Source organism: Leptospiraceae bacterium, assembly GCA_015075105.1.
Lineage (GTDB): Bacteria > Spirochaetota > Leptospiria > Leptospirales > Leptospiraceae > JABWCC01.
On sequence record JABTUZ010000001.1, the window covers coordinates 1,395,449 to 1,408,997 of the forward strand.

Below are 13,549 nucleotides of genomic sequence, written 5' to 3' on the forward strand. Positions count from 1 at the left end.
GAATTTGAACTCATATTATACGGTCAATACTATTATCTATATTTACAGTTGAATAATTATATTCTTGTCATCACATTCACAAATAAGACTTTAGCAATAACAAAATGCAAAATGATTCTTTAAACATTCCGGTAAAAGATTTTTTACAAAAGTTAAAACTATTCAGTTTTGGATTTTTAACTCCTATCATAATTTTATTTATCCTGTACTTTGGATCACCTTTATTTTTAATCGGTGGCACAGAATGGAAGAAGTCTGAAACTCTTATTCTTGAAATTCGCTCTCCAGTTTCCGAAAAACAAATCCAGATTGCCGCAGATATTCTAAAAAAGAAAAGAGCTGAAAACATGCTTATCATTTTTGATGAGAGTTTTTTAAGCAATCATTCAATTGGAATGAGTGCAAACTATATCAGTGATGTTCAATCGGCGATTGTAAAAGCCGGAATCTTGGAAGATAAATTTTTCCTGTTAAAAATCAACTCTTCTAAGTTACCACCCACTACCAATACAATTCAAGAAACTGCAAAATATCTTTTAAAGACTTCTGTAAAATCTGTAATCATCCAAGCCGGAGAATTTGAGTCCAACAGAGTCTATCTATCTTATAGGAGTGTGTTGCATCCTCTCGGAATTCAGGTTTCAGTGTACCCTGAAAAAGGGAAATACACTTCCACAAATTGGTTTAGTTCAGAAGAAGGAATTGAGCTTGTTACAAAAGAGTTAGTCAAATACATCTACTACACAATAAGAGGAAATCATCATGTCTTTAGAAAATGAAGAGCAAAATGAGTTAATAGGTCAAAGAATCGAAAAAGTTGAAGCCTTGAAGAAAAAGGGAATCAACCCCTACCCTGCAAAATTTTTTCCTGATTCGTATTCAATCTCACTCATCCAAAATTTTGATGAGTCAAAATCTGATAAAACAAAAATTTATACGTTAGCCGGAAGAGTACACTCAAAACGAGTAATGGGGAAAGCAAGTTTTTTTCATTTAAAGGACAAAGACGGAATCATCCAGTTATATGGAACCAAAGACGACCTCGGAGAAGAAAACTACGAAATATTCAAACACTTTGATATAGGAGATCAAATCGGAATCACCGGATATCTATTCAAGACTCAAAAAGGGGAAGTGTCGATTCACCTAACTTCTACCACACTACTTGCGAAATGTATCCGTCCACTTCCCGTGGTTAAAGAAAAAGATGGTGTAGTGTATGATGCCTTTGCAGACAAAGAACTGCGGTACAGGATGCGTTATGTGGACTTGGTTGTAAACGATCATGTCAAAGAAGTGTTTGTGTTAAGAAGTAAGATAATTTCCGAAATCAGAAATTTTCTCACCAAGGAAGGATTTTTGGAAGTGGAAACTCCGATGATGCAAACAATTCCAGGTGGTGCAGCAGCGAAACCATTTATCACCCACCACAACACCCTCGATATGCAGTTGTATCTCAGGATTGCACCTGAACTATATTTAAAAAGATTAATTGTTGGCGGAATGGATAGAGTATTTGAATTGAATAGAAATTTCAGAAATGAAGGAATTTCAATCAAGCACAACCCTGAATTTACTATGATGGAAGCCTATATGGCTTACAGTGATATGGAGACAATGCTCCACCTTACCGAAAAGTTAATCACCCATGTTGCAGTCGCAATTGGGAAGGGATTAAAATTTCAATATGGACAAGATTTAATTGATATTACTCCACCATGGAAAAGAAAAACCTACCTCGGCTCTATTTTAGAATATTCAGGAATAGATTTTTCTAAAATCCATACGTTAGACGACGCTGAAAGTCAAGCTAAAAAAATTGGAATCAAAACAGAAGGTCTTACCTCAATCTGGCAAATTGCAGATGAAGTATTCAGTGAAAAGGTAGAGCCAAACTTGATCCAGCCGACATTTATCACTGATTTTCCAAAAGCAATTTCTCCCCTTGCAAAGTCTAAAGAGGGTGATCCAAACCTCGTAGAAAGGTTTGAGCCTTACATAGTGGGCAGGGAAATGGGCAACGCTTTTTCTGAATTGAATGATCCATTCGATCAAAAGGCACGGTTTGAGGAACAAGTGAAAAGAAGGGAGGCAGGAGACGAAGAAGCGTTTATGATGGATAACGATTTTATAAGAGCTTTAGAATATGGGATGCCACCGACAGGTGGACTTGGAATCGGAATCGACAGATTGGTAATGCTACTGACAAACAGTCCTTCCATACGAGATACAATATTTTTTCCACTAATGAGACCTGAATAAACTATTTTTCAAATGAAAAAAAAAGAAAAAGAAATATTCGGTGAATTGACCGTTGAAGAAATTTCTTATTATTATACACTGCTAAATGAAGAGCTAACTAATTTTGATTGTGGAAGTTTATGCAAGGATCAAAATGATGGAGTTCCGTTTTGTTGTGTTCCTAAAAACGCAGTTCCATTTTTATATAGAAAAGAATTTCAGCTTTTAAAATCGAGAAGTGAACTTTGGAGGGTATGGGAGCCGAAAACAGCTCAAGAAAAAAAATTGAAGTCAACACACGAGGGAGAGGACACTCTATTTTGTGAATGCAAAGGAGTCGCTTTTTGTGAAAGGGAAAATAGATCCATAAGTTGCAGAACCTTCCCTTTTGAGCCTTACTTAGACAAAAGAGGAGTGCTTGTTGGGCTCATTTTTATGAAAGAATTTTTAACGAGTTGCCCGCTTTCCTCAAGGCTAAGTGATATACGACAAGAGTATATAGACGGACATTTTTTATTTTGGGAAAAGCTACTACTCAGGAAAAAAGACGAATACGATACTTATAAAAAATCTTCTTCCGCATACAGAAGGTGGAGTAAAAAAGAAAATAAAAAAATCCCGCTTCTTTTTCCATCCCACTTGAAAGATAAAGATTATTTAAAAAAACTTATTTAATACACATTAAGATTTTGAACCAAAGCAATATTTTAAAAAACTCAATCCACCAGAAGCAATCTCTTGCAAAGCGAATTCAAAGCATATTAAGAAAAATTAGAAGCGAATCAAAAAAGTCCAATTTGAATTCCTTTTCTCTCACAGAGCCTGTTTTCACTGAAACCAGAAAAACTATTTGGGATGGGAAGTTAGTAGATAGATTGATTATTTTTTTTAGAGGAAGTGGTTGTTTATGGGTCGAAAAAGGAGGTGGTTGTACTTTTTGCGGGTTTTATACTGCAACAAATCAAGGGAATAAGATTCAAGATTCAGATTACTTAACACAATTAGAAAATACATTGACAAAATATAAAAATGAAATAGAAAAATTTCCTATTATCAGTTTATACAACGACGGAAGCATGCTTTCCAACCAAGAAATTAATTTTTCAGCGCTACTGAAAATCATAGAAAGAATCTCGAAGTACCCTTTTATTAAAAGAATAACTTTAGAATCAAAGCTATCCGATATTACAGAAGAAAAAATCAAAATTTTAAAGAACTCTACTGATAAAGAATTAGAAATTGCACTTGGATTTGAGTCTTCAAACCCCTTGGTCAGAAAAATCTGTATAAATAAAAATTTTTCCAATTCTCATTTTTTAAAAACATCTGAGATGCTAAACAATTACAACGTATCTATAGTGGCCCTTATGATGCTCGGTCCTCCTTTTTTAACAGAAAGTGAATCTATTCAAGATGCAATTGATAGTCTAACTTTTTTAGAAAAAGCAAAAATTTATCGAATAGATTTTGAGCTACCCACTGTGGAAAAATTCACTCTCACAGAAATCCTGTACAATAACGGATTTTATAAACCTCTAATGCTTTGGTCTGTTACTGAGATACTTAGAAAGAAAGGTAAGCTCAATTTGAATACTCCGATATATATTAGTCCTCCAAGATACACTGTTCCTTCTATTTCAATGGCTTCTAATTGTGCGTTATGCGATTTACGATTTTTTTCTTTGATTGAGGATTACAACAAGAACCAAAATATAGACATTTTTGAAAGAGATGAATCAAAGAAAATTTGCCAATGCCATGCCAAATGGGAGAATTTACTTATTGAAACCAAAAGCGATTTAGAATTTTTGGATAGAGTAGAAAAAATAATTACCCGATTGGAAATGAATATTGAGATTTGAAGTAACCTATCAAAATAAAAAATTGCAACTAAATAATCTTTCTCTTTTAGAAAAAGAAGTAATCTATATCAATGAATATTTACAAAAAGCAAATACCTACAAAGTAATTAGCGTGATACACGGCTCACCTGTATTTTCGCTTTATCAACCACCAATCGCAACCCTGTCTGGAACACGATCATTGGATGTAAGACTTATGAGAAAGTTTAACAGAAAAAGGCTACCCGCAAGTGCTACAATTTCACTCACAAGACTTTGCCAATGCGAATGCGAACATTGCTCTGCTGTCTATTACAATAAAAGCAAAGGAAAAAAAGAGTTATCTCTAAGTGAATTAAAATCTGCAATTTTAGAAACAGTAGAACTTGGAGTTACAAATATAATTTTACTTGGAGGAGAGCCTCTTCTATTCAAAGGAATTTTTGATTTAATTGAATCTATCCCAAAAGATAAAGCCAATGTGATTATGTTTACCAACGGAGAATTTTTATCCAAAGAGACCTGTGAAAGATTAAAAGAATCCGGCTTACTCGGTGCCTTTGTTTCCGTTGACTCGACTGACCCGGAGGAGCACGATAGGCTTAGATTACGAAAAGGACTTTTTCAGAAATTATTGAAAGGAATTCAAAATATGAATGATGCGGGTCTTATACCCGGTATTTCTTCATATTTGACAGGAGAAAGATTGAGGGAGGGAGTTTTTGAAAATATGATGGAATTTGCAAAAAATAATGGAGCAAAAGAAGTTACATTTTTTGATGCAATTCCGAGCGGGAAGTGGTTGCAAGACGATAGCTGTGTTTTACAAACAGAAGATAGATTAAAGATCAATGAACTTGTTAGACGTTTTCGAAAATTAGAAACCTACCCCGGGCTATCTGTGCAATCTACAATGACAAGCGAGTGTGGTAGTGCATTTTGTTTTGCTGCCAATACTCAATTCTACTTAACAGCTTTTGGAGAAATGTGTCCTTGCGACTTCACTCCGATTTCTTTCGGAAAGTATCCGGACAGTTCCATCAGAGTGCTTTGGGAAAAAATGACTTCAATAGAGCCTTATAAAAAAAGATCCAAAGTCTGTAGAATGCAAGATAAAAATTTTAGGGATAACTATATTCAAAAAATTCCATCAGAGGGTCCCTTCCCCTATCCGTTTGAAAATTTTCAGGAGTTAGACAATTCTTCTATTTCTCTAAGCCATAGAGACGAGTCTATATCACTCGGCATTCTCCAATCCCCTCTTTGAGATAAAGCTACCGAGCCAATTTTGGGACCATCGGGCATTGCAGAACGCTTAAATTGATTTTGAAAAAATCTAGAAAAAAATACTTTCATCCATTTCAAAATATCTTTTCTGGAGTAAATCGAATGATACGCTTTTTCAGCCATAAACAAAATTTTTGAAGGAGAAAACTGAAACCGAATAAAATGATACAAAAAGAAATCGTGCAACTCGTAAGGTCCAATTATATTTTCAGTCTTTTGTGTAATTTCTTTTCCATCGGAAGGAAGTAATTCAGGAGAGATTGGAGTGTTGCAAATATCTTTCAAGACTTCAGAAATCTCTTCAGAAAAAATATTTTCACTAAACCACTCTATTAAATAACGAACAAGAGTTTTAGGAACGCCACAGTTTACATTGTACATAGAAATATGATCCGCATTGTATGTGCACCAACCAAGTGCAATCTCAGATAAATCTCCCGTTCCGACTACAATCCCCCCTAATTTATTTGCAAGATCCATCAGAATTTGAGTTCTCTCTCTTGCTTGAGAATTTTCGAACGTAGAGTCAAACTGATTTGGGTCTTGTCCGATATTTTTAAAATGAATCTCCATCGACTCATGTATCGAAATTGTTTCATAAGAAATCTGTAAAAGCCCAGACAACCTCTTTGAATTATTTTTTGTCCTTTCAGTTGTTCCAAAACCAGGAAGGCTAAAAGTATAAATATTTTTTAAAGGAATACCAAGAATTTTAAATGATTCAACAGATACTAAAAGTGCAAGTGTAGAATCCAGACCACCCGAAACCCCTAAAACAACTTTTTGTATTCCTGTAGATTTTAATCTTTTTGCTAAACCATAAGACTGAATAGAAATAATTTCTCTGCAATTTTGATTTCTTTTATCTATTTTTTCAGGAACAAATGGATTTTTTATAAAAACCCTCGATACAGAATTTGCACTTTTTAACATAGAGGCTTCCTTAAATCTGAATTCGATTTTTCTATAATTCTTTGAAAATTCAAATTCAGAAAAAGACTCATTTTTCAGTCTTTCAGAAGATAAAATTTGTAAGTCTATGTCAGCCAAAGCATAATCGGAAGAAAAACAAAACCTATTTGTTTCATTTAGAATTTTTCCATTTTCGGTAATGACTCCATGCCCAGAAAATACCATGTCGCTTGAAGATTCATTTACTCCCGACGAGGAATAAATGTAGGCTGCGTTGCATTTTGCAGATTGATTCTCGATTAAACTTTTCCTGTATTCATACTTTCCGAGTAATTCGTTACTCGCAGAAAGATTTGCGATAATTGTAGCACCTGCCAAACTATAGTCATTACTCGGAGGGCTTACCATCCACAAGTCTTCACAAATTTCCACACCGATTGAAATACCATTCTCGCCATTTTCTGAAAAAATCAAGTCCACACCAAAGGGCACTTTCTCTTTACCAAAATTGATTTCTCTACCTGTAAGTTTACTACCGGATTGAAACCATCTTTTCTCATAAAACTCGTATGTGTTTGGGATAAAAGATTTTGGAACTATGCCCAAGATTTTTCCAGCGAATAAAATTGCGGCAGAGTTATACAACTTAGATTCAAACTTAATGGGAAGACCCAATACTACTACACAGTCTAATTCCTTTGTTTGATTTTGTATATCGCCTAACGCATTCCAACAAGCATATAGTAAATGAGACTGATAAAATAAATCTCCACATGAATACCCTGTAAGAGATAGCTCGGGGAAGACTATGAGCCTTGCCCCTTTTTTACTAATCTCTTTGGAAAGCCTGACAATTTCTTTTGAGTTAAAATATACGTCTGCAATTTTTAACTCAGGAATTGCACAGGCAACTTTAAAAAATCCAAAGTTTTTTTCTTCGAGTTTAGTATTCATAGAACTAAATTTAACGCTATTTCTTTATTTTTATTTACAAAAAGTTGAACTATAGACAAAAAATTTGTATATTTACGATACAATTTTTTTACTAATTTGCTTAAAAAATTCTAAAAGTTTCAATTATAAAACTAAATCAAAATGGCTTTTCCATCTCTTTTGGGCTTCTGGCTTCACTTTGAATTCTATAGCTTTGCAATTTCTTACTGAAACTTCTTTGCATGGAGTCTGTACCGAAAATTTTCTTCAATACACCAATTGGGGTAATTAAAAAATAAAACACAAATCCCAAAATAATTCTGGAATTAATCCAACCGAGAATCTCACCTATTTTCATCCAAACTATATAAAAATATTTTAAGCTCAAAGGGAAAATTGATCCCAGTAAGATTAAAATTCCTCCTACCATTATAAACCAAATATTTAGATCGCCGTGTTTTAGATAAGGAATTAAAAGTCCAAACACTCCTCCAAAAATACAACCTACGAGTATTCCGAATTTTCTATATTCGCTTTTCATTGATTCTAAATTGAATTCTATATCTGACATATTTCCTTCTAAACCTCTGTTTTTTTATTCAAAATCAAATTGGTTAGAACAATGTGTAAATAAAAGGAGCAACAGCAGAGCCTTGAGAAAACACTATTAATGCACCAAGTAAAAGCAAGACAACTATAATGGGTAAGAGCCAAAACTTTTTTCTTACCTTTAAAAACTCCCACAAATCAGCCAACAATTCAATCATAATAACCTCTCAATTCTCTTCACATGAGTAGAGAATATTTCCAAATAAATATTCCTTCGTTTCAAAATCTAATCCAATTCAAACTCATTTTTCCAAGAATCGTCTTTGGAAAATTCTGGTTGGTCTTTTTTATTTAGTAATAAGTTTTCTATTACAAGATAATCCATTTCAGTTCTCATAAAACACCTGTACGCATCCTGGTAAGAATTCACAATCGGCTCACCCCTTACGTTGAATGAGGTATTCACTAAAACTGCACAACCCGTTTTTTTCTCAAACTCAATGAGAAGATTATAGAAGTTTGGATTTGTCTCTTTGTGAACGGTTTGAACTCTTGCCGAATAATCAACATGCGTGACAGCAGGAATTTCTGAGCGAGGAATATTCAATTTATCAATTCCAAATAATTTCTCTTCATTTTGAGTCATTGCAATTCTTTTACTCGATTGAATTGGTGCGACGAGGAGCATATAAGGGCTTATTGTTTCCAAATCAAAATACTCACTTACTTTTTCTGCAAGTACCGCTGGTGCAAAGGGACGAAAAGATTCTCTATATTTGATTTTTAAATTCATAACCGATTGCATTTTTGTATTTCTTGCATCTCCTATTATGGATCGACCTCCAAGCGCCCTTGGGCCAAACTCCATTCTCCCTTGCACATACCCGACTACATTTCCGTTAGATAATATTTCTGCAAGGTCTTGCTCCAATTTTCCATTTTCATATTGGGTAAACTTAGCACCAATAGATTCAAAATATTTTTTTGCTTCGGCTACATCTATTTTTGGTCCGAGATAGGAGCCTTTCATAGAGTCTTGCTTTTTGACAACTCGTGGTTTATTTTCGTACTCATACCAGCCGGATAGTGCAGCGCCTAACGCACCACCAGCATCTCCTGCAGCAGGCTGAATGAATATATTCTTAAAAATCTTCTCTTTTACAATTTTTCCGTTTGCGACACAGTTTAAAGCGACTCCTCCTGCAAGGCAAAGATTTTCCATTCCTGTTTCTTTACGAACTGTTCTTGCAAGTCTTAGCATGATTTCTTCGGTAACGTCCTGAACAGACCTCGCCAAATCCATTTCTCTTTGAGTTAGACCAGACTCAGATTTTCTTGGGGGAGAGCCAAAAAGCTCAGAGAACTTTTTATTGGTCATGGTTAGTCCGGTCGCAAAATTAAAATATTTCATATTGAGACGAAATGTTCCATCTTCTTTTAAATCTATCAAGTGCTTGTAAATTAAATCTACATACTTAGGCTCACCATAAGGTGCAAGCCCCATTACCTTGTATTCCCCGGAGTTTACTTTAAACCCGGTATAGTAAGTAAAGGCAGAATAGAGTAGCCCAAGAGAATGAGGAAAGTCCATTTCCCAAAGTGGAGTTAATTTGTTTCCTTCACCCAACCAGACTGAGCTTGCTGCCCACTCACCTACTCCATCCAAACACATAACTGCCGCCTTCTCAAAAGGAGAAGTGAAAAAAGCCGAAGCTGCATGAGATTGGTGGTGGCCGGAAAATAACAACTTTGGAATTTCTTTAGTTTTGCAATTTCCAATTCTTGCAAATTCTTTTTTTAAGAGAACTTTTAAAAGTAACTTCTCTTTTAACCATACAGTCATCGCATTAAAATAAGATCGGATTCCAAAAGGAGCATAAGCTATATAGGTTTCTAAAAGTCTTTCAAATTTCAGTAAAGGCTTGTCATAAAAAACAATACTATGCACGTCCCTCAATTGAATACCCGCTTCCCTCAAACAATACTCAACAGCATTTACGGGAAATCTTGCATCGTGCTTTTTTCGACTGAATCTTTCTTCCTGTGCTGCGGAAATAATCTCTCCATCGAGGATTAATGTTGCTGCACTATCGTGGTAGTATCCAGAAATTCCAAGTATATATGTTTTCATGTTATAGCCGATGGTAAAATTATTTTAAAAAATTGTTTCTATAAACCTTTAATGGCAAAATAAGTTCTTATTCAAATGAGTCAAATTAGAAAAAATTCTCTAATACTTTCCAAGTCTTCCTTTCAACCCATGATAAAAACCGAGTATAACGAATCTAAAATGTTTGAGATGGGGTTTTCCTAAAACAGTAAAGCCAATTGTATTTCTGATAGACTTTACAAATAAATGAATTCTCATCCTTAGTGTAATATACTTACTTCTTAAAGACAAATGAACCGCATTGCGGATGATATAGTAATGCCTTAAAGGGGAACGAATAGGGTAGTTTTTATTAAATACAGAGCTGACTGTATCCCCTAAAGTGTGTTGAATCACAACATCGGCGCAACCTATAATAAAAAATCCTTTTGCTAATGCACGCCAGCACCACTCTAAATCTACCCAATCAATAAATAATTTCTCCTCCATGAAACCAATTTTTTCGAGTGCATTTGCCGAGATTATTTTGCCGGAAGCAATTGCTTGAGTGATTGTATGACATCCAGTTATTGGAAATATTTTTTTTAAAGAAATACCTTCAAACCTCACAAACCCTTGCCTCTTGCCGCCCCGATTCATTTCTAAAAAATCGGGTGCAATTGCTGCAATTTTTTCTTTATTCTCATGATTTTTTAGAATTTTTAGTATTTCTTTTACATAATTTTTTGGATAAATAGTATCTTGGTCACTAAGTAAAATATAGTCTGCTTTATTTTGAATTGACTTTTTTATTCCGATATTTTGTGCAAAAGCAATTCCTGTATTTTTTCCGAGTGAAATAAATTCTATTTTTTCATGATCCCATAATGGAAAATCCTTCCTTAAGATTTTAGATTCATCGTCCGAGTTGTCTATAACATACATCTTTTCTACTTGAGCAATGATACTTTCCAAAGTTTTGAAAATAATTTCGTAGCTTGGGTTATAGCAAACTAACACTGCAAATACTTTTGTTTTTTTTGTTTTAATCAATATTTCTTAGAATACTTTTCAATTTCGTATCATCTCCCCAAAAAGCCATCGGCTCATAATCAGGGTAAGGGTAAAAACCCAGATTCAGCTTCATCTCAACATTTTTTTCTTTCAAATAATTTTCTACAAGACTTCTTATAGAAATTGGTTTACCACTACAACAATTTATAATTCCTTGAACCCTATATTGTAGTGAGCATTCACAAATATACTCTGCAATTTTTTCAACAGGCAGGTAATCTCGGAGTTGATCTCCTCCCGACATATTGAATACCTTCTCTCTACTCTGTATTGAATTCTCCAATTGAGAAATAATGGAGTTTGAAGACTGACCTTTTCCATACATATAAAATAGACGAATCCACTTAAATGAGAAATTATTTTTCTTTTGCAAAACTTCCAAAAACTTCCTGAGAGAATCCTTAGCAATAGAGTATGGATTAGCAGGCTTAGAGTCCATCTCTTCGTGCAAGGCACCATTCACAATTCCGTATTCAAAACAAGTACCGACAACAGTTAGATTTTTCAAACCCAATTCAATAAATTTTTTACAAAAAAAGTAGCTTTCAAATAAATTTTTTTCTATATGAAAATTTTCTTTATAATTCGGAAGCCCGTCCCATGCAAGATGAATGAGTGAGTCAATTTTCGCATATTCCAAAAAGAATTTTTCGTTTGGCCTAGAAAGATCAAATTCTATAAATTCTACCCTAGAATAAAAATCTAAGAACCTTGCGTTTTGAATGTTTCTGGTTGTAGAAATTATTTCAATATCTTTTCGTTTTAACAGATCCCGAATAACGTATTGCCCTATAAAACCTGTCCCACCGGTTACGAGTACTTTCATAAATCGAATAACTTAAAATACTTCCAACTCAGGTATAGCGACTACAAATTTTCCACCCCACTCTCTGATATAAGAAAGTTGGTTTTGAATTTCTGCTTTTAAATTCCAAGGGAAAATCACTATATAATCTGGCTTTTCTTCTTTAATACGAGTCTCGTCGTAGATTGGAATTCTACTTCCAGGCAAAAACTTATTTTGTTTGTAAGGATTTTTATCTACCACAAAAGATATTAGGTCCGACCGTAGTCCAGAATAATTTATAAATGTATTTCCTTTTGCTGCAGCTCCATAGCCTGCAACAAGTTTATTTTTTTCAGTAGCTTGAATCAAAAACTCCAGCATTCGGTTTTTAACAACATTGATTTCTTTTTGAAACCCTTTATAAAAACTTAAATTATCAATTCCAAGCTGTTTTTCTTCTTCTATCAGTTTCACTACACTGTCTGTAATTTTGTGTTTGCCAATATTTTTCTTTTGAGCATAAACTCTAAGACTACCTCCGTGAGTTTGAAGCTCTTCTACATCAAACACTTCCAATCCATTTGCAGAAAATATTTTTTGAACTGAAAAAAGTGAAAGATAAGAATAGTGTTCGTGATAAATAGTGTCAAATTGGGTGTGATTCACAAGCTGCATTAAATGAGGAAATTCAAATGTTGAAACACCTGTATCTTTCAATAGAGTCGCAAACCCGCTCACAAAGTCATTTATATCGGGAACATGGGCAAGGACGTTATTCGCAACTGTGAGGTCAGCTTTTCGATTTTCCTTTACAAGAGACTCTGCCAATTTTTTTCCAAAAAATTCCTGAAGAGTAGGAATTCCTTTTAAAGTGGCAGCGTCAGCCGTACTTTTTGTAGGCTCTATTCCGAGACAAGGTATGAGTAAATTTTTTACAAATTGCAATAAATATCCGTCATTGGAAGCAACCTCAACTACAAAACTATCTTTATCAAGCAGAAATTTAGACACAACCTTTTCGATATAATTTTTGGCATGAGTCAGCCAAGTAGTTGAAAAAGAGCTAAAGTAGGCGTAGTCATTGGAAAAAAATTCTTCTCGATTGGTAAAATCTTCCGCTTGAACTAAAAAGCAAACTTCACAAACAAGTACCCTTAAAGGATAGAATAGCTCAGGTTTTTTTAGCTGGTCTTCTCTTAAAAAGGAATTCGATGGAGGGGATGTCCCTAAATCAGCAAATACAAATTTTAACTCAGAATTACAGTGCCTACATTTCATACAATTGTTACGCCTTCAAAATCATTATTTAAAAAAGAAAAATTTTTATCCCTATCGGATAAATTTACCGGAGGCGAAGGTAATTGAATTCCAATTTTTGGATCAAAAATGTTGATCCCCCCTTCACTTTCCTTCCTATAGCTTTCGGTGTGCAAATATATTAGCTCAGAATCTTCTGAAATGGATTGAAAACCGTGAGCAAATCCTTCAGGAATATAAATGCTTTTTTTATTTTTTTCTGAAAGTGTAATTCCAAACCATTTCAAAAAATGAGGAGAGTTCTTTCTCAAATCCACAACAAAATCAAAGACCTCTCCTTTCACACAAGTCACAATTTTTATTTCAGAATATGGCGGGTATTGAAAGTGCAACCCCTTGGTTGTATATCTATTATTTGCATGAGAAAAATTGATGTGCACTATCGGCTTCGTGTGGCCTATTTTTAACAATTCTTCCTTTGCAAAAATTCTAAAGAAATACCCTCTATCGTCTGAGACAATATTTCTTTCAATGATGTATAGTCCATTAATTGGTGTATCTAAAAATTTCAAATTAGAA

At 34.2% G+C, this 13,549-nt stretch carries 12 protein-coding genes; 5 read left to right on the top strand and 7 right to left on the bottom strand.

What is annotated here, in order from left to right; all coding sequences use genetic code 11:
- Positions 1-104 precede the first annotated feature (104 nt).
- From HS129_06800 to HS129_06820, 5 genes are read left to right on the top strand one after another with little or no spacing between them, the layout of a single operon-like run.
- The gene (locus HS129_06800; GenBank protein ID MBE7411758.1) at positions 105-779 is read left to right on the top strand and encodes a hypothetical protein; all 675 of its coding nucleotides are present in this window, start codon (positions 105-107) and stop codon (positions 777-779) included.
- Positions 763-2,262: a lysine--tRNA ligase gene (gene lysS, locus HS129_06805; GenBank protein ID MBE7411759.1), complete on the top strand. Its 1,500-nt coding sequence runs from the start codon at positions 763-765 to the stop codon at positions 2,260-2,262. Before HS129_06800 ends, lysS begins: the two co-directional genes overlap by 17 nt.
- A 12-nt stretch (positions 2,263-2,274) precedes the next feature.
- On the top strand, positions 2,275-2,916 hold the full coding sequence (locus HS129_06810) for a hypothetical protein (protein ID MBE7411760.1): 642 nt from the start codon (positions 2,275-2,277) through the stop codon (positions 2,914-2,916).
- A 14-nt stretch (positions 2,917-2,930) separates the two neighbouring features.
- Positions 2,931-4,103 (top strand): radical SAM protein, encoded by a 1,173-nt coding sequence (locus tag HS129_06815; GenBank protein ID MBE7411761.1) that lies wholly within the window; start codon positions 2,931-2,933, stop codon positions 4,101-4,103.
- Positions 4,093-5,349 carry a radical SAM protein gene (locus HS129_06820; GenBank protein MBE7411762.1) on the top strand — a complete coding sequence of 419 codons (1,257 nt, stop codon included), beginning with the start codon at positions 4,093-4,095 and terminating at the stop codon, positions 5,347-5,349. Before HS129_06815 ends, HS129_06820 begins: the two co-directional genes overlap by 11 nt.
- Here HS129_06820 and HS129_06825 read toward each other — a convergent pair.
- From HS129_06825 to rfbC, 7 genes are all read right to left on the bottom strand, one after another.
- A complete protein-coding gene (locus HS129_06825; GenBank protein ID MBE7411763.1) occupies positions 5,268-7,235 on the bottom strand; it encodes an NAD(+) synthase in 1,968 nt (655 codons plus the stop codon). The two genes, HS129_06820 and HS129_06825, sit on opposite strands and share 82 nt — an antisense overlap.
- A gap of 136 nt (positions 7,236-7,371) precedes the next feature.
- A complete protein-coding gene (locus tag HS129_06830; protein MBE7411764.1) occupies positions 7,372-7,785 on the bottom strand; it encodes a hypothetical protein in 414 nt (137 codons plus the stop codon).
- A gap of 264 nt (positions 7,786-8,049) precedes the next feature.
- Positions 8,050-9,894, bottom strand: a complete 1,845-nt coding sequence (locus HS129_06835; GenBank protein ID MBE7411765.1) for a carbamoyltransferase — start codon at positions 9,892-9,894, stop codon at positions 8,050-8,052.
- A gap of 99 nt (positions 9,895-9,993) precedes the next feature.
- Positions 9,994-10,872 carry a glycosyltransferase family 2 protein gene (locus tag HS129_06840; GenBank protein ID MBE7411766.1) on the bottom strand — a complete coding sequence of 293 codons (879 nt, stop codon included), beginning with the start codon at positions 10,870-10,872 and terminating at the stop codon, positions 9,994-9,996.
- Between the two features lie 25 nt (positions 10,873-10,897).
- Complete coding sequence (locus HS129_06845) at positions 10,898-11,752, bottom strand: NAD-dependent epimerase/dehydratase family protein (GenBank protein MBE7411767.1); 855 nt, start codon at positions 11,750-11,752, stop codon at positions 10,898-10,900.
- Between the two features lie 12 nt (positions 11,753-11,764).
- A complete protein-coding gene (locus tag HS129_06850; GenBank protein MBE7411768.1) occupies positions 11,765-12,991 on the bottom strand; it encodes a methyltransferase domain-containing protein in 1,227 nt (408 codons plus the stop codon).
- Positions 12,988-13,542 carry a dTDP-4-dehydrorhamnose 3,5-epimerase gene (rfbC, locus tag HS129_06855; GenBank protein MBE7411769.1) on the bottom strand — a complete coding sequence of 185 codons (555 nt, stop codon included), beginning with the start codon at positions 13,540-13,542 and terminating at the stop codon, positions 12,988-12,990. Before rfbC ends, HS129_06850 begins: the two co-directional genes overlap by 4 nt.
- Positions 13,543-13,549: the final 7 nt, after the last annotated feature.